At 64.3% G+C, this 18,807-nt stretch carries 16 protein-coding genes; 6 read left to right on the top strand and 10 right to left on the bottom strand.

Annotation, left to right across the window (positions count from 1 at the left end):
• Positions 1 to 36: 36 nt before the first annotated feature.
• From BAC01S_RS10495 to BAC01S_RS10510, 4 genes are all read right to left on the bottom strand, one after another.
• Positions 37 to 312, bottom strand: a complete 276-nt coding sequence (locus BAC01S_RS10495; protein ID WP_027794724.1) for an HU family DNA-binding protein — start codon at positions 310 to 312, stop codon at positions 37 to 39.
• 238 nt (positions 313 to 550) lie between these two features.
• Entirely contained in the window at positions 551 to 1,897 is a 1,347-nt protein-coding gene (locus tag BAC01S_RS10500; RefSeq protein ID WP_027794725.1) for a glutamine synthetase family protein, read from the bottom strand.
• Positions 1,898 to 2,011: 114 nt separating this feature from the next.
• Positions 2,012 to 2,569, bottom strand: coding sequence for a helix-turn-helix domain-containing protein (locus tag BAC01S_RS10505; RefSeq protein ID WP_027794726.1), 558 nt, complete (start codon positions 2,567 to 2,569; stop codon positions 2,012 to 2,014).
• 13 nt (positions 2,570 to 2,582) lie between these two features.
• Positions 2,583 to 3,872, bottom strand: a complete 1,290-nt coding sequence (locus BAC01S_RS10510; protein WP_027794727.1) for an NAD(P)/FAD-dependent oxidoreductase — start codon at positions 3,870 to 3,872, stop codon at positions 2,583 to 2,585.
• A gap of 219 nt (positions 3,873 to 4,091) precedes the next feature.
• Here BAC01S_RS10510 and BAC01S_RS10515 point away from each other — a divergent pair, with 219 nt between their 5' ends.
• Positions 4,092 to 6,560 carry a DUF3772 domain-containing protein gene (locus tag BAC01S_RS10515; RefSeq protein ID WP_027794728.1) on the top strand — a complete coding sequence of 823 codons (2,469 nt, stop codon included), beginning with the start codon at positions 4,092 to 4,094 and terminating at the stop codon, positions 6,558 to 6,560.
• 23 nt (positions 6,561 to 6,583) lie between these two features.
• On the opposite strand, the gene BAC01S_RS10520 is transcribed toward BAC01S_RS10515, so the two are convergent.
• Together BAC01S_RS10520 and BAC01S_RS10525 are read right to left on the bottom strand one after the other, a co-directional pair.
• Positions 6,584 to 7,276, bottom strand: coding sequence for a pyridoxamine 5'-phosphate oxidase family protein (locus BAC01S_RS10520; RefSeq protein ID WP_027794729.1), 693 nt, complete (start codon positions 7,274 to 7,276; stop codon positions 6,584 to 6,586).
• Positions 7,277 to 7,417: 141 nt separating this feature from the next.
• Positions 7,418 to 8,320: a DNA-binding protein gene (locus BAC01S_RS10525; RefSeq protein WP_027794730.1), complete on the bottom strand. Its 903-nt coding sequence runs from the start codon at positions 8,318 to 8,320 to the stop codon at positions 7,418 to 7,420.
• Between the two features lie 287 nt (positions 8,321 to 8,607).
• On the opposite strand from BAC01S_RS10525, the gene BAC01S_RS10530 reads away from it, so the two are divergent.
• The 3 genes from BAC01S_RS10530 to BAC01S_RS10540 all read left to right on the top strand — a co-directional run bounded on the left by BAC01S_RS10530 (position 8,608) and on the right by BAC01S_RS10540 (position 12,072).
• On the top strand, positions 8,608 to 9,753 hold the full coding sequence (locus BAC01S_RS10530; RefSeq protein ID WP_043201931.1) for an HPP family protein: 1,146 nt from the start codon (positions 8,608 to 8,610) through the stop codon (positions 9,751 to 9,753).
• An 85-nt stretch (positions 9,754 to 9,838) separates the two neighbouring features.
• The gene (locus BAC01S_RS10535) at positions 9,839 to 10,252 is read left to right on the top strand and encodes a MarR family winged helix-turn-helix transcriptional regulator (protein ID WP_027794732.1); all 414 of its coding nucleotides are present in this window, start codon (positions 9,839 to 9,841) and stop codon (positions 10,250 to 10,252) included.
• Between the two features lie 5 nt (positions 10,253 to 10,257).
• Positions 10,258 to 12,072 carry a chloride channel protein gene (locus BAC01S_RS10540; protein ID WP_027794733.1) on the top strand — a complete coding sequence of 605 codons (1,815 nt, stop codon included), beginning with the start codon at positions 10,258 to 10,260 and terminating at the stop codon, positions 12,070 to 12,072.
• Between the two features lie 59 nt (positions 12,073 to 12,131).
• Here the strand turns inward: BAC01S_RS10540 and BAC01S_RS10545 are convergent, their stop codons facing one another.
• Positions 12,132 to 12,440, bottom strand: coding sequence for a DUF1840 domain-containing protein (locus BAC01S_RS10545; RefSeq protein ID WP_027794734.1), 309 nt, complete (start codon positions 12,438 to 12,440; stop codon positions 12,132 to 12,134).
• Positions 12,441 to 12,612: 172 nt separating this feature from the next.
• On the opposite strand from BAC01S_RS10545, the gene BAC01S_RS10550 reads away from it, so the two are divergent.
• Entirely contained in the window at positions 12,613 to 13,587 is a 975-nt protein-coding gene (locus tag BAC01S_RS10550; RefSeq protein WP_027794735.1) for a cysteine synthase A, read from the top strand.
• A 51-nt stretch (positions 13,588 to 13,638) separates the two neighbouring features.
• Here the strand turns inward: BAC01S_RS10550 and acs are convergent, their stop codons facing one another.
• Together acs and BAC01S_RS10560 are read right to left on the bottom strand one after the other, a co-directional pair.
• Positions 13,639 to 15,579, bottom strand: coding sequence for an acetate--CoA ligase (gene acs / locus BAC01S_RS10555; protein WP_027794736.1), 1,941 nt, complete (start codon positions 15,577 to 15,579; stop codon positions 13,639 to 13,641).
• 73 nt (positions 15,580 to 15,652) lie between these two features.
• Positions 15,653 to 16,234, bottom strand: a complete 582-nt coding sequence (locus tag BAC01S_RS10560) for an acetate uptake transporter (protein ID WP_027794737.1) — start codon at positions 16,232 to 16,234, stop codon at positions 15,653 to 15,655.
• Positions 16,235 to 16,810: 576 nt separating this feature from the next.
• Here BAC01S_RS10560 and BAC01S_RS10565 point away from each other — a divergent pair.
• Positions 16,811 to 17,866 carry an NAD(P)/FAD-dependent oxidoreductase gene (locus BAC01S_RS10565; protein WP_027794738.1) on the top strand — a complete coding sequence of 352 codons (1,056 nt, stop codon included), beginning with the start codon at positions 16,811 to 16,813 and terminating at the stop codon, positions 17,864 to 17,866.
• A gap of 23 nt (positions 17,867 to 17,889) precedes the next feature.
• On the opposite strand, the gene BAC01S_RS30930 is transcribed toward BAC01S_RS10565, so the two are convergent.
• Positions 17,890 to 18,765: an SAM-dependent methyltransferase gene (locus BAC01S_RS30930; RefSeq protein ID WP_084168512.1), complete on the bottom strand. Its 876-nt coding sequence runs from the start codon at positions 18,763 to 18,765 to the stop codon at positions 17,890 to 17,892.
• Positions 18,766 to 18,807 lie beyond the last annotated feature (42 nt).

The following is an 18,807-nucleotide window of genomic DNA, read 5'->3' on the forward strand; positions in this document are numbered from 1 at the left end:
GGGCGCGAGCCTGTTTCGCCATGACGGACACAGCAATCAGCCGTTGACGGCGTCCTTGAACGCCTTGCCAGCCGTGAACTTCACCGTCTTGGCCGCAGCGATCTGGATTTCCGCGCCCGTAGCCGGGTTGCGGCCCACGCGGGCAGCACGCTGGCCCGTGGAGAACGAACCGAAGCCGACGAGCTGCACGGAATCGCCCGAGGTAACCGTGCGCTGAACGACCTCGAGGATCGCGTCGATCGTCGCGCCGGTCGCTGCCTTGGTCTCGCCCGTGCTTGCGGCGACTGCGTCAATGAGTTCCTGTTTGTTCATCTGCTACCTGTGTTGAGTTGAGAAAACCTGCATACCCTACCTCACGCGCGCGAAACAGGCAAATCGCGTTGCATATGGATACGCGTCTTTCGCCCGTCCGGCACGTGTCTTGCGCCCCACCTGCGGGGCGAGACAGATGAATATCACAAGACGATGTCAATATGTCGGCAAAGCGCACGGGAAGCGCTAAGTCACTGGCCAGGAACGATTTATGCAGATGCGCGCGGAATCGTTGCGCTCACAGGAACCAGCGATATTCGCGGCTGCCGATCTCGTTCATGAAGTCCAGGTGGTCCTGCCGCTTGTTTTCGCAGTACACCATGACGAAATCTTCGCCCAGGCCCTCGCGCACGGCCGGATGACCGCGCATCGCCGCGACGGCCGCCGGCATGTCGCCTGGAAAGTCGATGCCGCTCGCGCGGTCCTCGTTGAGCGGCGCGATCGGTTCGCGGCCCGCGTCGAGCCCGTGCTCGATGCCGGTGAGAATCGCCGCGAGCACGAGATACGGATTGGCGTCGGCCCCCGCGAGGCGATGTTCGATGCGCAGGTTCGCATCGTCCGATTCGGGAATGCGAATGCACGCGTCGCGGTCTTCGAAGCCCCAACTCGCGCGGCTGGCGGCGTTCACCATCGCGCCGTAGCGGCGAAAGGCGTTGTGATTGGGCGCGAAAATCGGCATGCAGTGCGGCAGCAACGCGAGACAGCCGGCCACCGCGTGACGCAGCACCCGCTTGTCGTTCGCCGCGAGCACGTTATTGCCGGCACGGTCGTAAAGGCTCACGTGCACGTGCATGCCGCTGCCGGGCGCATCGAGCCACGGCTTCGACATGAAGCTCGCGCGATAACCGTGGCTCAGCGCCACGCCGCGCGTGCTGCGGCAAAAAAGCGCCGACCAGTCCGCCGCGCGCAGGCCGTCGTCGCAATGGCCGAAATTGATTTCGAACTGGCCCGGCCCCAGCTCCGCGGTGATGACCGTTGCGTCCACGCCCTGCTCGCGCGCGGTCTCCACCATGTCGTGCAGCACGCCCGAGAAACGCGAGAGACGCTCGATGTGCATGTTCGCCTGGTTATCCTCATCGTCGCTGAACGGATCGCGCGCGTGCTGCGGCAGGCCGTTCTTCAGCTTCGCGTCGAACAGGTAGAACTCCAGCTCGAAGGCCACCACTGGGCGCATGCCGCGCCGCGCGAAACGCTCCAGCACGCGCGCGAGCACCTCGCGCGGTTCGAAACCGATGGGCGCCGGCGTGCCGTCCGAGGTAATCAGCATCTGGCCCAGCGGCTCCTTTTCCCAGCGCACCGGCTTGAGCGTGCCGGGCACGAGCCGGCGCGGCGCGTCCGGGTCGCCGTCGTGGAAGCAGTACTGTCCGATCGGATAGACGCCGCCCTGCGTGCCCAGCAGCACGCAGTTCTGCGGCAGCTTCAGCAGCGAGCCGGCCGCGACCTTTTCGAGCATCCCGATGGGATAGCGTTTGCCATAGAAGTGCCCCGGAATATCGAGGCACAGGAGATCGACGTAGCGCACGTCGGGATGGGCCTCGCGAAATGCACGCACTTCGCCGACGAGATCGACTGCGGGAGATGTCACGGTAAAGTCCTCGGTTGCGGCTCTGAATGCGGTTCGCTTTTATTTATGGACTACTGATCATGCAAATGGAATCTGCCTGGATGCGCCGCAGCGGCGGCGCCCTCCTTCGTCGCGTCAGGTGAATACCCACAGCACCCTCGCGGGCGTGTCCCCGAGGTTCGCATAGCTGAAGCGGCAGCGCGCGGGCAGCTGAAAGCTGTCGTTGGCGCCCAGCGTCACCGGCTCTTCCTCGCCGTCCAGCCAGATCGTCAGCTCGCCCTCCAGCACGAAGCCGCCCTGTTCGTCGCTGTCGTCCACCGGACGGTCGCCGCTCGTCGCACCGGGTTCCAGCAGGCTCTCCAGCATCGAAAAGCGCGACGACATGCCCGGCGAAACCAGCACGTCGGTGATGCCGCCCGCGTAATACAGAACCCGCCGCTCGCCCGGGCGCGTCACCCACGGCAGCGTGCGCGGCTTGCTCACGCTGTAGAAATAGGTGGTGGGCGTCTGCAGCGCCTCGCCGATGGCGGTCAGATCCGTCACCGTGGGGCGCGAGAGCCCGCGCTCCACCTGCGAAAGAAACCCCACCGATCGCCCGATGCGTTTCGCGAGCTCCGCAAGCGTCACCTTCTTGTGCTTGCGCAGATCGCGAATCAGGATCGCGAGGCCCTCTATTTCATCCTGCTTGTCCATTTCGATGCCCCCGTCAAACAACGTCGCGCAGGCGATACCACAGCTTGCCGAGCGCCTCCAGCGGCGCAGCGAAGCGCTCGCCGCCCGGAAACGGCGGATTATGAATGCTCTGGTAAAGCGCGAGCAAGCGGTCGTCGCCGAGGATCGAGTCGGTGACCGCGCGCGCGGCCGCCAGCGTCGGCAATACGCCATGACCGGAAAAGCCCTGCAGCCAGTAGCGCTGGCGCTCGCGGCCCACGTCCGGCGTGCGCCGAATGCTGATGTCGATATGTCCGCCCCACGCATAGTCGAACTCGACGCCGCGCAGCCTGGGAAAAGCGCGCTCGAGACTCGGGCGGATGGCGGCGGCAATGTCCTTGGGAATGCCGCCAAGATACGTGCACGCGCCGCCAAACAGCAGCCGGTGATCGGGGCTCAGCCGGAAATAGTCGGGAACGAACTGGTTGTCGATCACGCAACTGTTGCGCGGCAACAGCGACTGCGCGAGCGCGGGATCGAGCGGACGCGTCGCGACCTGCCAGGTGCCGACGGGCAGCACGCGTTTTGCCAGGTTGGGGTCGAGCCGGTCGATATAGGCGTTGCACGCGAGCACGAGCGTATCCCCCCGCATTGTCCCGCGGTTCGTGCGGACAACGAAGCCCGAATCCGTCTCCTGCCACGCGAGCACGCGGCTTTGCTCGAAGATCCGGCCACCCGCGCGCTCGAAGGCCTCCGCCAGACCGAGCGCCAGTTTCAGCGGATTCAGATGCCCCGCCTCGGGATCGTAGAGCGCCGCACGATAGCGAGGACTCCCGATCCATTCGGGCATTTCCGCTTCGGGAATGAACTGCAGCTTGTCGTAACCCCACTTGTGAATGGCCTCGTCGCGCGCCTCCCGCAGCACGCCGACGCGGCTCTGCCTCACGGCCGCCCACAGGCTGCCGGGCCGGTAGTCGACATCGAAGCCGTGTCGCACGGGCAATTCGCGCACCTCGCCGGCGGCCCAGCACATGCTCTCCCAGAGCTGCCGCGTGCGCGCCACGCCCAGCGAGCGCTCGAGCGGCCCCATATCGCACGACCAGCCGAGCAGCGCCTGCCCGCCGTTGCGCCCCGAGGCGGCCCAGGCCACGCGGCTCGCTTCGAGCAGCGCTACACGCTTGCCCGCCAGCGCGAGACGCAGCGCCGAATGCAAGCCACTAAAACCCCCGCCGACCACCACCACGTCCACGCTGCAATCGCTGTCCAGCGGGTCGCGCACGGGCAGCGCGCCCGGCCAGGTGCGCGCGTAGTAACTGTCTATGTGTTGGCTCGATTCGACGAACATGGCACCGTCTGTGAAAATTTACTCGTTAAATTTCATGAAAAAATACCACGATAATTTCACATAAGCAAATCTTTGTGTGGCGCGCTCCGGGCAGTCCGTGCATCGCGCGCCGCGAACCGCACACCTGCTTCGGACATCCAGGAGAATCATGGCCCGCGCTTGCCGGTAACATTCAACCGGACCCACGGCGCAAGCCAGAAAATCACGCCAACACCCACCATGCCGACACATCACGAGCGTCCGACCTCGAGACCACGACTTCCCGGCCTCGCGCTCCGGATCGCCTTCATTGCGCTGCTGCAGCTTGCGGCGCTCGCCCCGGCATCGGCCTTCCCGACGGCGGTATCCGCCGTGAGCGCGAGCGGCGTAGGCGCCCCGCCTCCCGACATCGCACCTGGCGATGCGCTCGCGCAGCTCAAGCAGATGCAGGCCGAGCAGGACCGCATCAAGCAGCAAACGTCGGAGGCCACCAATAGCAAGGAGCTGGACGCGCTCGCCGACGCGACCCAGGACCTGAGCGCGGACGTCGAGAAGCTGCGCAGCCAGCTCGCGCTTCAGAGCACGCAGCTCCAGGCCCAGCTCGACGTGCTCGGTCCCGCGCCCGAGCCCGGCGCCTCGCCCAGCACTTCGGGCGTGGCGCGCCAGCGGGCAGCGTTGAGCGCGCGCAAGGCGCAGATCGACGCCGCTTTGCAGCAGGCGGTCGACCAGAAGACCAACCTTGCCAATCTGACCGACCAGTTCCAGAAGCTGCACCGCGGCCTGTTGAAGAACCAGCTCGCCCTGCGCACAGGCGGCATTTTCAGCGCGGAGTTCTGGCTGCCGCTGTTCCGGCAGCCGCCCGACGATGTCCAGCGTCTCGCCACGTTCAACGCGCAACTGGGCGACATGGTGAAGTCGGTGTGGCAGCCGGGGCGGCGTGCAGGGACGGTACTGCTGCTGTGCGCCGCGCTCGCGGTCTGGATTGGAGGCAGACGGCTGGTCGAGCGCGCGTTCGCCTGGATCTGCCTGCATCGCCTGCCTGCCACCCATCTGCGCCGCAGCGCCCTCGCGCTCGCGACCACGCTCGCTTCGCTGCTGGCAACCGGCATCGCCATGCAGATCCTCTACCTTGCGCTGGCCCGCCATTTCGAACTCACGCCGGCCCTCGACGACCTGTGGACCCAGCTCGCCAAGCTGACCTTGACCTGCGCGCTGATCGCGGGCCTCGGCCGCGCGCTCATCAGCCGGCATCATCCGACGTGGCGGCTGCCCGCGCTGGCCGATCCCGTCGCGCACGCGCTGCGGCCGTTTCCGAGCGTGCTGGCCGCGCTGCTGCTCGTGTCCGGCACGATCGAAGCGATCAACCGGATCATCGACACGAGCCTGTCGCTCACCCTGTTCGGCCGCGGCGTCGTCTCGCTCGTCATCGTGCTGACGGTCGGCGCGGCGCTGCTGCGCGCGAACCGCGTGCGCAGCGCGCTGGCCGCGGCCGGCAAGGCGCCGGAGTCGCACGCCACGCTCGCGGGGCTGATCCATGCCGGCGTGTCGCTTGCGATCACCGCGTCGCTGATCGCGCTGGCCATCGGCTACATCACGGTCGCCCGCTTCATCACCTACGAGCTCGTCTGGTTCGAAATCGTGCTGTGCAGCCTTTATGTACTGACGCAACTGACTCGCGATGTTTTCGAAAGTCTGTTCGCCGCGAATCTGGCGACCGGCAAGCAGATCAAGAACCTGTTCGGACTCGAGGACCGGCATCTCGACCAGGCGCAGACCGTGCTGTCCGGGCTCGGCACGAGCCTCCTGATCCTGCTCGCGGTCGTCGCGCTGCTCACGGGCGGCTTCGGCACCACGCCTGGCGATCTCATCAACAGCTTCATGGCCACGCTGGGCGGGCAGCGGCTGCAAAGCCTCAACATCATGCCGGACCACATCACGAACGCAGTGATCGGGTTCGTGGTCGGCTTTTATGTGCTGCGTTCGGTGCGGCGCTGGCTGGAGCACAAGTTCATGCCGACGCTCGGCATGGATCCCGGCATGCGCGTCTCGCTCATCACGTTGTTCACGAATGTGGGCTACGTGCTGCTGGTGTTGTTGACGCTGTCACTGCTCGGCGTGAGATGGGACAGTCTCGCGTGGATCGTCAGCGCGCTGTCCGTGGGTATCGGTTTCGGCCTGCAGGAAGTCGTGAAGAACTTCGTTTCGGGGCTGATCCTGCTGACCGAGCGCCCGGTGAAGGTGGGCGACATGATCAGCATCGGCGGCGTGGAAGGCGACATTCGCCGCATCAACGTGCGCGCGACGGAAATCCAGCTCAGCGACCGCTCGACGATGATCGTGCCCAACTCGCAACTGATCTCGCAGAACGTGCGCAACGTGACGATGGGCGACAGCACCCAGGGCGTCGCGACGCTCGCGCTGACGTTTCCGCTGAACACGGACCCGGAACAGGTGCGGGACCTGCTGCTCGAAGCCTATCTCGAGCATCCGGCGATTCTGGAAAAGCCCGCGCCCTCGGTGACGTTCAGCCAGCTTACGCCGGACGGCATCACGCTCAGCGTGACAGGCTATGTGTCGAGCCCGCGTATCGCGGCCTCGACGAAGAGCGACCTGCTGTTCGATATCCTGAAGCGGCTGCGCGCGGCGCAGATTCCGTTGTCGAATCCGCGCATGCTGATGGTGCAGAACGTGCCGCCCGAAGAGGCGTAGACCGGCCGAGGCAAGCGCGCGGCTCAGTCCGCGGTGCCGGCAGCCGGCGCATTGGCAGCGCGGCGTGCCCACTCGTCCACATAATCGGGCGTCGCCGCACCGCTCGCGGCGCGCTCCACCTCGGGCGGCAGCGGCCGCAGCGCCATCGGCAGGACTCCTGCCCAAACCGCGCGCCCCAGGTCCGCTTCGTCGTCGTTCGGGCCGCCCTTGCGTATCTTCGATGCGGCCTCCGCGAGCGAAATCCGCAGCACGGTGGTCGCGGCCAGCTCCTTCTCGTTGCCCCGGCGCGCCTCGCTTCCACGGCCCGGCGCCAGACGCTCCATGAACGCATCGAGTGCCGCGGCCTTGTGATCGGCCGGAACCGCTTCGAACACACCGTAGATCACGGCAGAACGATAGTTCATCGAATGATTGAATGCTGAACGCGCAAGCACGAGCCCGTCCAGATGCGTCACCGTCACGCAGACCTGCGCGCCGGCGTCGGCCACCTTGAGCATGCGGCTGCCGTTCGAGCCATGGATGTAGAGATAGTCGCCTTCGCGCCAGCACGCCGTGGGGATGCAATGCACGCCGTGGTCGTCGGCGAACGCCACATGGCAAAGCCACGCCTCGTCGAGAATCGCGTGCAGCGTCGCCTTGTCGTAATCCGCGCGGTGTGCCTCGCGGCGCACACGCGTACGGGACGAAGGCGGCTGGTTGGTGTGGGCGGCGGTCATGGTCGGCATCCTCGATGGGGCACTGGAAAGCCCGTTACGATAAGGAAATCGTGGTCCCAACGGTAGGTCCATGACAACCGCAGTTCATGGAGCCACGAATGCACGACACCCGGGGGCTTCAGAACAACCCGCCGATCACGATTACGCGCTCCCCTTGCGGTGAGGACGCAATGGCTTGGCGGCTTCCGCCGCCGGCCGCCCCGCCCGGCGCGGTGCGCGCGGCGCCGTCTGCTCCGCGCCGCCAGGCTTGCGGCGCAGCGTTTTGAGTTCCTGCACCTGCGTCGCATGAGTCGCGCGTAACGCCTCGAGGTGCCCTTCGAGCATGCCCGATTGATGGCGCAGGTCGCCCAGTTGCGTCTGCAGCGACTGGATTTCGGTGCGCGCACTCTCCTCCGCGCGCGCCGCACGACGGGCCGCTGTCTCCGCCTCGCGTTGCAGGCGCGTATTGGCCGCGTGCTCGCGATCCGCCTCCAGCACGGCACGCTTTTCCGCTGCCTGCAGCCGCGCGACTTCGGCCTCGAGCGCCCCGGTAGAGGCCTGGGCGGCAGTCTGGGCCTGCTCGAGTTCGTGAATTCGCACCTGCGCCGCGAGCAAAGCCGTGGTGCGCTGCTCCAGCGCCGTCTCCGTACGGGCGAGATCGGCCTGCAAGGCCGCCGCCATTGCCTGCGCGGCGCGACGCGCCTCCTCCACTTCGTCGCGCAACGCGGCGAGCGAGGCCGCAGCCGCCGCGCTCGCCCGGTTCCAGAGAGCGCCGACGAACTCGCCCGCCGCGCCCTGAAGCTCCTCGGGCATGTCCGCATGCTCGATGCGCACGCGGCTTTTCTCGCGCAGCTCGTTCCAGAACTCGCCAAGCACGGCCGTGGGCGTACCCATACTGCCCCGGCGCACCAGTTGATAGAGCCGGTTGGCCGTGGGCGTGATGCCGAAGCGGAAGAACATGAGGGCGCAGACCTCGCGGTAAAGCTCTCGGGTCTTGGGAAACTCCGCCTTCAGCCGGTCGATTTCGGCGGCGAGGCGGGCTTCGTCTGGAAGGGTATCTGGCATGACAGGCGTGAAATGACGAAATTAATTGATAATACAACGTAAACCGTCACATTTCTAACTCTTTCGAACTGCCCATGCTTTGGTTTCGTCTGTCCAAACCGTGCAGCAACTGGTCGGCCTGACGGCGATATGTCACAATCCCATATAAATATCACCAGATGTTCTTTCCCCGGAGCGCCGCTTTCGCCTATCTTTGGGCGCTGCTCCGCCACCCGTTTTCATCGTACAAATTGAATCCAACGTATTCCCGGCTCTTGGGCTGGCTGTCCCGTTTTGCGCCGGTTCCCGTGACGGTCAAGTGGCCGGAACGGATTCGCGCCGGATTCGGCGCGCTCGTCGGCCTCGCGCTCACCGGCGCACTCATGCACTTCACGCTCAAAAACGGCGTTGCCGTGCCGCTCCTCGTCGCGCCGATGGGCGCCTCGGCCGTGTTGCTTTTCGGAGTGCCGGCCAGTCCGCTCGCTCAACCCTGGTCGATCATCGGCGGCAACCTCGTCTCGGCAACGGTCGGCGTAACCTGTGGACTCCTGATCGATGATCCGATCCTTGCCGCGGCCGTTGCGGCCGGCGTGGCGATTGCCGTAATGTTCACGTTGCGCTGCGTGCACCCGCCTTCAGGCGCCGTGGCGCTCACCGCCGTGCTCGGGGGGCCGGCGATCCACTCGCTCGGCTACGGCTTCGTGCTCGAACCCATCGCGGCTCAATCGTTCGTACTGCTTGGCGCGGCCCTCGCCTACCATGCGATCACCGGACATCGGTATCCGCACGCCGCCGCGCGCACCGAGCCCAACGCAAAGGCCGCAGCCGGCCTGCCCACGCGACCGGCACAGGCGGCACAAGCGACACAGGCGGGCTTCTCGCGCGCCGATCTGGAGGCGGTCCTGAAGCAGCGCAGCGAAATGCTGGACATCGCTCCCGAGGATCTCGAAGCCGTGCTGCGCGAGGCGCAAATCCGCGCCTACGCGCGCACGTTCAGCGAGCTGAGCGCGGCGGACGTCATGTCGCGCGACGTGATCAGCATCACCCCGGATACGACGGCCAACGCCGCGTGGAAACTGCTCAAGCGGCACGGCATCAAGGCGTTGCCGGTCGTCGACGCCGGCAGGCAGGTGATCGGCATCGTCACGCGTACCGACCTCGCGGACAGCTACCGCCCGGCCGGGGGCGGCAACCGCGTGGAACGCCTCGTGAACAAATGGTTCGCGCCGGGCGATCAGATCGACATTCCCGTGTCGAGGCTGATGACCCTCCACGTACGGACCGTTCATACCGATACGCCGATCGTGCAGTTGGTCACGCTGTTCGCGGACCTGGGACACCATCACATTCCAGTCGTCGACGCGCACCGCCAACTCGCGGGCATCATCACGCAAGCCGACCTCATCGCGGGGCTGTATAGACAGACGCTGGCACAGGAGAGTCTCGCGGCCTGAAGAGGACATGCCCACCACGGGCATGCTCGTCGATTTATATCATATCGTGATATAAATAGCGTTTTACCCCCGCGATGAATGCCTCATGAAAACACCCACGCGAAACCTGAGTAAAACGAACTTCGAACAGCTCTCGGAGTTCCGCTATCAGATGCGGCGCTTCGAGCGCTTTTCCGAGCAGGCAGCCCAGGGCGAAGGCGTTACGCCGCTTCAGTATCTGCTGCTCCTGCATATCAAGGGCTATCCCGGCCGCGAATGGGCAACCGTCGGCGAACTCGCCGAACGGCTCCAGGCACAGCATCACGGTGTGGTGGCCCTCGTGTCCCGCTGCGAAGCGCTGGAACTCGTCGAGCGTCGCGCCAGCGAGCGGGACCGGCGCCAGGTTGAAGTTCATATCTTGCCGGCAGGCGAGCGGATCCTCGCGCGCCTTGCCGAAATGCATCGTGCCGAGCTGCGCTCGCTCGAGGGCAGATTCACCATTCCGCAGATCGATTCCTGAATTCCATGAGTCACAACACCCACAAACGAGATTTTTCGGTCAACGACAGATTGCCCTACATTTGCACGCTGGCGGCCGGCATAGGCGTGCTCAGCACGGTGGCCGCATTCGTGCTGCTCGGCCTGATCCACCTCTTCACGAACCTGTTTTTCTTCGGCCATTTCTCGTTCGCCGATCGTTCGCCCGCGCTCAACAAGCTCGGCGGGTGGGTTGTGATCGTCCCCGTGATGGGTGGTCTTATTGTCGGCATGATGGCGCGCTTCGGCTCGGACAAGATTCGCGGCCACGGCATACCCGAAGCCATCGAAGCCATTCTCTTCGGCAAGAGCCGCATGTCGCCGAAGGTCGCCGTGCTCAAGCCGCTCTCTTCCGGCATCGTGATCGGCAGCGGCGGCCCGTTCGGCGCCGAAGGCCCGATCATCATGACCGGCGGCGCCATCGGTTCGCTCATCGCGCAATGCGTGAAAGTCACCTCCGCGGAGCGTAAAACGCTGCTCGTTGCCGGCGCGGCAGCGGGCATGACGGCCGTGTTCGGCACGCCCGTGGCCGCGGTTCTGCTGGCCGTCGAGCTGCTGCTGTTCGAATGGCGCCCGCGCAGCTTCCTGCCGGTGGCGCTCGCTTGCGCCGTGGCCGGCTTCGCGCGTGCGATCTTCTTTTCGACCGGGCCGCTCTTCCCGCTCGACACGCCGCCACCGCAAGCCCTTTCGCTCGTCTCCTGCGTCGTCGCGGGCCTCCTTGCGGGAGCGCTTGCATCGAGCCTCTCGGCTGCGCTCTACAAGACCGAGGACCTCTTCGGCAACCTGCCGATCCACTGGATGTGGTGGCCGGCAATCGGCGGACTCGCGGTGGGCGTGGGCGGTTTCCTTGAGCCGCGCGCGCTCGGCGTGGGCTATGACGTGATCGGCGACCTGCTGCATCAGCACATCGTCGTGCAGGCCGCGCTCGCCATTCTCGCCGTGAAGGCGATCATGTGGGTGATCGCGCTCGGCTCCGGCACCTCCGGCGGCGTGCTCGCCCCGCTGCTGATGCTGGGCGCGGGACTCGGCGTGGTGCTCAGCCATGTGCTGCCCGGCGGCGACCCCGCGCTCTGGCCGCTCGTCTGCATGGCAGCCATGCTGGGCGCGACGCTCGGCGCCCCCTTGACGGCCATCGTCTTCGCCTTCGAGCTGACGCACGACGCCAACGCCTTGCTGCCGCTGCTCGCGGCAACGCTCGTCGCTCACGGTTTCGCCACGGTCGTGATGAAGCGCTCGATCATGACCGAAAAGATCGCTCGGCGCGGCTATCACATTTACCGCGAATACGGCGTCGATCCGCTCGAACGGCACTATGTCGACGAAGTCATGACGCGTGGCGTCGATGCGATCGACGCGAGCCTGAGCGTGCAGGACACGCTAGACCGCTACTTTGGCCCGACGCAGACGCGGCGCGCCTACCCGGTGGTGAAAAACGGCGCGGTGCGGGGCGTGCTCGACCGCGCGGCGCTCGACGCATGGCGCGACAGCCGGCCGGCCGACGCACCGGTTGGCGAACTGCTGGGCGGAAAATCGACTGTGGTGGCGCTGCCGACCGAGACCTGCCGTCAGGTCGCCACACGCATGGCCGTGCACGGGCTCGAGCGCCTGCCGGTGGTCGCGGACGGGGTATCGTTGCAGCTCGTGGGCATCGTGTCCCGCAGCGATCTCGTCAAGCCGTCGCTCGCCCACTTCGAAGAAGAGCAAAAGCGCGAGCGTTTTCGCCGCATTGCGCTCAGCCCGGCCAGGCGCCGTTTCGAACCCGCCGGCAAGCACGCCCACGACAACAAACGCGGCGCGCATTGATATCGCACAGCAGGGCGGCCCGCTGCGCGGCTTTTTCCGGCCCTGCACGACGCCCGGGGCTATAGCCCCCAGATAATGTCGGCGTGCTGCTTTTCGGCCTCTCTCATTATGTTGATAAAGGGCCAGGCTCGCTGGGAAAGCTGGTTGGCAGATCGATGGTCGGGATCGCGCGAGTATTGCAGGGCCAGTTCACGGTGCCCGGCTGCGGCGATCTCCGCCTCCATGCGCGCGATCGCCTTTGGCAATTCGTCGTGCGAAATGACGCCAAGCGTGTCGAGCCTTCGCCCCACGATCCCCAGCAGATATTGAGCGAGATCCCTGAGCATGACTACGTCAGGCGCAGCCCGCGATTGAAACGTAACCAACATGTCCGACCCTCCCTTGTATGGTGCCGTCTTTGGGCCCGCTTTCATTTTATATCACAACATGACACAATCAAGCGATAACCCGGCCGAAGACGGCACGGGAACATCGCGCTACCCCGCTCGCTGTCCAGCCGTCTATTCTCCATGAAGGATCCATTTCGCCGCGGAGGGCGTCATGCGCGTGTCAGAGGGATTTACCGGCGCGATCGGCAATACGCCGCTCATCCGGCTTGCAAAACTTGGCGAAGAAACCGGCTGCGAAATATTCGGCAAGGCTGAATTCATGAATCCGGGCGGATCCGTCAAGGACCGGGCGGCGCGCTACATCATCGAGGACGCCGAACGCACGGGCCGCCTGAAAACGGCGGGTACCGTGGTAGAGGGCACGGCGGGCAATACGGGAATCGGCCTCGCGCATATCTGCGCTGCACGCGGCTACCGCTGCGTGATCGTCATTCCCGAAACGCAGTCGCCGGAAAAAATGGCGCTGCTGCGCGCGCTGGGCGCCGAGGTACGGCCCGTGCCCGCCGCACCGTATCGTGATCCGAACAATTACCAGAAGATCGCGGCCCGCCTGGCGGGTGAACTGGAGAACGCGATCTGGGCCAATCAGTTCGAGAACCTCGCCAATCGCCAGGCGCATTACGAAACCACCGGCCCCGAGATCTGGCGCGATACGGCCGGCAACGTGGATGCATTCGTATGCGCCACCGGCACGGGCGGTACGCTGGCAGGTGTCGCCCGCTTTCTCAAGGAAAAGAATCCCGCCGTGCGGATCGTGCTGGCGGATCCCGACGGCAGCGCTTTGTACAACTTCGTGAAATCGGGCGAGTTACGCTCGGAAGGCAACTCGATTACGGAAGGCATAGGCTCGTCGCGCGTGACGGCCAACCTGGAAGGCACGCCGATCGACGACGCCGTTCACGTCGACGATCCCACCTGCGTGAACATGGTGTACCGCCTGTTGCGCGAAGAGGGCTTGTTCGTCGGAGGATCGACAGGCATCAACGTGGCGGCGGCGGTGCAGCTCGCACGGCAGATGGGGCCGGGACATACGATCGTGACGCTGCTGTGCGACCGCGGCAACCTGTATCAGGCACGCCTTTTCAATCCGGACTGGCTGCGCAGCAAGGGCCTCGCGCCGCAGTAGATGCCGCTTCGGTACAAAGCCCACTTTGCTTCGGCATCCTCTCCACCTGCCTCAGTGGGCAATGCGATGATCGATCAACTCCTTGACCACGCGGGGATCCGCCAGCGTGGAAACGTCACCCAGTTGGTCGTACTCGCCGCCCGCGATCTTGCGCAGGATTCGACGCATGATCTTGCCTGAGCGAGTCTTCGGCAATGCGGGTGCCCACTGCACGAAGTCCGGGCTCGCGATCGGCCCGATTTCGCTGCGCACCAGCTTCACCAGCGCCGCGCGCAGCGCTTCGGTCGGCTCAATGCCGACTTTGAGCGTCACGTACGCGTAGATGCCCTGCCCCTTGAGATCATGCGGGAACCCGACCACCGCCGCCTCCGCGACGTCGGGGTGGGCAACCAGCGCGCTCTCCACTTCGGCCGTGCCAAGCCGATGCCCCGATACATTGACGACGTCGTCGATACGGCCGGTAATCCAGTAGTCGCCGTCTTCATCGCGAAAGCAACCATCACCGCTGTAGTACTTACCTTCGAACTGGCTGAAGTACTGCTGCCGCATGCGATCAGGATTGCCATACACATAGCGCATTTGACCCGGCCACGAGTCGAGCATGCACAGACTTCCGCTACCCGCCCCCTCGATCACTTCGCCTTTTTCGTCGACCAGCGCCGGGCGTATGCCGAAGAAAGGCCGCGTGGCGGAACCGGGTTTGAGCGGCGTAGCGCCCGGCAGCGGCGCGATCATGATGCCGCCCGTTTCCGTCTGCCACCAGGTGTCGATCACGGGACAGCGCTTGTCGCCAACCACCTCGTAATACCATAACCAGGCCGCGGGATTGATCGGTTCCCCGACGGTGCCGAGGAGCCGCAGCGACTGACGCGAGGTCTTGCGCACCGGATTGTCGCCGTCACGCATCAACGCGCGAATGGCAGTTGGTGCGGTGTACAGAATATTCACCTGATGCTTGTCGCAGACCTGCCAGAACCGCGAGCTATCGGGATAGTTCGGCAGCCCTTCGAACATCACCGTGGTAGCGCCGTTCGCGAGCGGGCCGTACACGATATAGCTGTGCCCCGTCACCCAGCCGACATCGGCCGTACACCAGTAGATATCGCCGTCCCGATAGTCAAAGACATACTGGTGCGTCATCGCCGCATACGTCAGATAGCCGCCGGTGGTATGCACCACGCCCTTGGGCTTGCCCGTGGAACCCGAGGTGTAGAGGATATACAGCGGGTCTTCGGCATTCATCTCTTCCGCCGGGCAGTCCGCCGTGCTCCGCTCAATCAGGTCGGCATACCAGTGGTCGCGGCCCTCCACCCACGCAACCTGCCCACCCGTGCGCTTGACCACTACGCATGTGTCTACTTTCGACCACTTCGCCATGGCCGCATCGGCATTCTGTTTCATCGCGATCGCGCGACCGCCGCGCACGCCCTCGTCTGCCGTGATGAGAACGTGGGAATCGCAATCTTCAAGGCGATTCGCGAGCGCCTCCGGCGAAAATCCGCCGAACACCACCGAATGAACGGCGCCTATGCGCGCGCACGCCAGCATGGCGACCGCAGCCTCGGGAATCATCGGCATGTAGATCGTCACGCGGTCGCCACGCTTGACACCTAAGGACTTCAGAGCATTCGCGAACCGGCAGACTTCCTCATGTAGTTCCCGATAAGTGAGCGTCTTGCTGACGGCCGGATCGTCGCCCTCCCAGATGATCGCCGTCTGATGGCCGCGCGTGGGGAGATGGCGATCGAGACAATTGCTGCACGCGTTGAGCGTACCGTCATGGAACCAGCGGATATGCAGATCGTCGCTCGCGAACGATACGTCCTTCACTTGCGTATATGGCCTGATCCAGTCCAGACGCCTGCCGTGCTCGCCCCAGAAACGCTCGGGGTCTTCGGCGGACTGCCGGTACATTTCCTGGTAGCGCGCTTCGTCTATCCACGCCTGCGCGGCCCGGTTGGCAGGCACCGGGAACACCTGATGCTCGGACATGGTTTCCTCCTGGGAGACGGAAGACGCAGCGCCGCCGCATCGGGCGGCGCCCCAAAGACGCGTCGCGGAATCGTCACGCGGGTTGCGGATGAGCGTTATCCACGTAAGGATGCGTCGGAAGCACGGTGCGCCCGAAGCTCTCGTTGATGACCATGGCCGCCGATGCGTAGAACGCCAGCACGGCCGTCGCCAGTCCCATGTAGCCGCCCGCATGCGTAGCAAGCGCCGATCCTGTCCATACGCCGATGGCGAGCAACAGGAACGTGATCCAGAGCGCGAGAAACACGAGTTGCACCGAGGTGCTCGTGTGCATCGAGCCTATCCACATGTAGAACGTAAAAACGCCCCAGACGAAGAGATACCAGCCGAGAAACGCCGGCGGCACCTTGGTGCCGAGAAACGCGACGAACAACGCGAACGACCACCAGAAGGCACCGTAACTCAGGAATGCCACGGTTCCGAGCGTATTGCCGCGAGGAAATTCGAGTACGCCCGCAATCATCTGCGCGGTGCCGCCAAAAGCGAACGCGAGCGCCAGCACGAGCCCCAATGCGTCTGAACTGAACCAGCCCGCATTGACCATGCTGAGCATCCACGTCGTGAAAGCAAATCCGGCCAGCCCTAGCGGCGCCGGATTGGAGAGCTTGCCATTCATCGATTGCCTCCGTGTCCGTTGTCTGTATGTGCTACAGGTCGAGACTACCGGCGGCACGCACAACGCCATTGCCGCCGAAGCCCAGGCGCAACGTGCGAACCCTCTTCCGTGAAATGGTTCCCGAGCAGGGCACGTCCAGACGGCAGGCACGCGCTGCTCAACTCAGCCTGGATACATCATTGCCTCCAGCGGATTTCTGCACACGGCAGATCCCCAAGTTTGAGTTCGTTCCATTATAGCCGCAATATCACTTCATGATATATTTATCCAGTTACTTTTCTCTCCGGAAAGAGCGGATTCTTCAGCGGGAATTGAGCCTTGAACGGCTTGATTCATATGAATCAGAGGCAGAAGCGCGCAGCAATTTCGATACCCGGAAATTCGAGCGCCATCTATCTCGATTCCACGGTCGAGGCCATTCAATTTAATAAGGATATCTATACTTAGCCGTGTTTCTTGTTCACTTGTTTCCGGCGTACCAGAATCTGCATTGTCCATACCAGCCGTGATGGCATCGTTGTTTGCACGCGGCCGCAGCGGTATCGTAAGGTTGTCAGGTCAGACGCGGAAACGAATATGACATCTCAGAGCAACGCTCCGGAAGGCGATCCCATCCGCATAGACGTGCTGATCGTCGGCGCCGGTCCCGTAGGCCTCTTTGCGGCATTCGAGGCCGGGGTCATCGGACTCTCGTGTCGGATCGTGGAAACCCTCGAGCGCATTGGCGGCCAGTGCATCGAGCTCTATCCGGACAAACCGATCTACGACATTCCCGCCGTCCCATCGTGCACGGCACGCGATCTCGTCGATCGGCTGCTCGAGCAATGCCGGCCGTTCGATCCTCCGATCCATCTCGGCCAACGCATCGAAACCCTCGAGCCGGGCGAAGACGGGCGCTGGATCGTCCGCACCGGCGAGGGACTCCGGTTCGATACCGCAGCGGTCCTGATCGCCGCGGGTAACGGCGCCTTTGCTCCACAGCGCCTGGCTCTCGCGGAAGCCGGATCGCTCGAAGGGCGTCATCTTCACTACGGCGTGCAGAATATCGGCGACTTTTCCGGGAAGCGCGTAGTCGTGGCGGGCGGAGGAGACTCTGCGCTCGACTGGGCCCTGGCCCTTCTTCCTGTTGCACGGCAGGTCACGCTCGTGCATCGCCGCAATGCGTTCAGCGCGGTGGACTCAAGCGTCGCGCGTTTGCGGCAGTCGATCGAGGCCGGCGAAATCGGCTTCGTGGTCGGCACGATCGCCGGCCTGAATGCGCCTGCAGACCGGCTCGAATCGGTGGATGTCCATCAGATTGAAGGGGCGACCCGTCTGGAGGCGGACGAGTTGCTCGTGCTCTACGGTCTCGTCGCGGACCTCGGCCCGATTGTCGACTGGGGGATAGAAATACAAGGCGGACGCATCGCCGTCGACACGTCATATTACGAAAGCTCGCGCGCGGGCATTTTCGCGGCAGGGGATATCGCGACCTATCCCAACAAGCAGAAACTGATTCTTTCCGGCTTCCACGAAGCCTCGCTTGCCCTGCGCAAGGCCTATCACTACGCCTTTCCGGGCAAGAAGCGCGTGCATGTGCATTCGAGCTACGACGCGAAGCTGGCGGAACGGGTCACGGCAAGTCACGCATAGCCTCGCGGGAGACTATCGGGCAATCAACCCGCCTCGCAAGGCCAGGGCAGCAAACTGGCGTGCATGCCCACTTTCCGCGAGATGATTTCGTAGATCGATACGTCGTCCAGCTCGAATGCCGTGGCCCAGTCGCTCAAATGATCGCACCACGCCCTGAAATGCTGTTCGTCGACAAGTTGCCGCAACGCCAGTTCTTTCGCCCTGAAGTTGGCTTCCCATAAGCGCAGCGTTCTCACGCAATGCCGACGCAGGTCCTGAATGCAGGACACTTCAAGTCCACCGTCGCGCATCGCGGTCAACGTATGGCCAAGATCGGGCGGCTCGTCATCCGCCAGCGCGTAACTGCCAAAAAATTCAGCGCTGTCGTATCGGGACCGCCGCCCAACCGGCCGGGCCGACATGACGCAGTGGCTGACGAGCACGCCGTCCGGCGCCAGATGTTCGTGCAACGCTTCCACATACTCAGGAAAATCGCTGCGATCGTCGTAGCCCAGCACGCCAAGGTTCGTGATCCTGTCGAACCGGCCTTCCACGTCAGGGCGGGCCTGCAGCCTGATCTCGACGCGATCGGACAGGCCTGCCGCCTTGATGCACTCGTTGGCCCAGTCGAAGCGATTTTTCGATCGGGTAACGCCAACGCAACGCGCGCCGAACTTCTCTGCCGCCCGAATCACCAATGCCCCCCAACCGCAATCGACGTCGAGCAGCCTGTGGCCAGCCCTGAGATCGATTTTCGTCAGCACACGGTCGATCTTTTGAAGCTGCGCCGTAGCGAGATCTTCGTCGCCATGCTCGAACCACGCACAGGAATAGACCATGAGCGGATCCAGCCACATCGCGTAGTAGTCGTTCGGCGCGTCGTAGAGGTGGCGGCCGCGCCTGGCGAGTGCGCTCTTCATGGTCGACTTCATGAGCGACACAATCTTTCGGAATCCGACATT

Source organism: Paraburkholderia acidipaludis NBRC 101816 (genome assembly GCF_000684975.1).
In the GTDB taxonomy this organism is placed as follows: domain Bacteria; phylum Pseudomonadota; class Gammaproteobacteria; order Burkholderiales; family Burkholderiaceae; genus Paraburkholderia; species Paraburkholderia acidipaludis.

Coding starts and splice junctions, on each gene's coding strand:
- BAC01S_RS10560 (WP_027794737.1), bottom strand. CDS start 16,234: ATGAATGGCAAGCTCTCCAATCCGGCGCCGCTAGGGCTGGCCGGATTT.
- BAC01S_RS10545 (WP_027794734.1), bottom strand. CDS start 12,440: ATGTTGGTTACGTTTCAATCGCGGGCTGCGCCTGACGTAGTCATGCTC.
- BAC01S_RS10515 (WP_027794728.1), top strand. CDS start 4,092: ATGCCGACACATCACGAGCGTCCGACCTCGAGACCACGACTTCCCGGC.
- BAC01S_RS10535 (WP_027794732.1), top strand. CDS start 9,839: ATGAAAACACCCACGCGAAACCTGAGTAAAACGAACTTCGAACAGCTC.
- BAC01S_RS10495 (WP_027794724.1), bottom strand. CDS start 312: ATGAACAAACAGGAACTCATTGACGCAGTCGCCGCAAGCACGGGCGAG.
- BAC01S_RS10505 (WP_027794726.1), bottom strand. CDS start 2,569: ATGGACAAGCAGGATGAAATAGAGGGCCTCGCGATCCTGATTCGCGAT.
- BAC01S_RS10525 (WP_027794730.1), bottom strand. CDS start 8,320: ATGCCAGATACCCTTCCAGACGAAGCCCGCCTCGCCGCCGAAATCGAC.
- BAC01S_RS10520 (WP_027794729.1), bottom strand. CDS start 7,276: ATGACCGCCGCCCACACCAACCAGCCGCCTTCGTCCCGTACGCGTGTG.
- BAC01S_RS10540 (WP_027794733.1), top strand. CDS start 10,258: ATGAGTCACAACACCCACAAACGAGATTTTTCGGTCAACGACAGATTG.
- BAC01S_RS30930 (WP_084168512.1), bottom strand. CDS start 18,765: ATGAAGAGCGCACTCGCCAGGCGCGGCCGCCACCTCTACGACGCGCCG.
- BAC01S_RS10565 (WP_027794738.1), top strand. CDS start 16,811: ATGACATCTCAGAGCAACGCTCCGGAAGGCGATCCCATCCGCATAGAC.
- acs (WP_027794736.1), bottom strand. CDS start 15,579: ATGTCCGAGCATCAGGTGTTCCCGGTGCCTGCCAACCGGGCCGCGCAG.
- BAC01S_RS10510 (WP_027794727.1), bottom strand. CDS start 3,872: ATGTTCGTCGAATCGAGCCAACACATAGACAGTTACTACGCGCGCACC.
- BAC01S_RS10550 (WP_027794735.1), top strand. CDS start 12,613: ATGCGCGTGTCAGAGGGATTTACCGGCGCGATCGGCAATACGCCGCTC.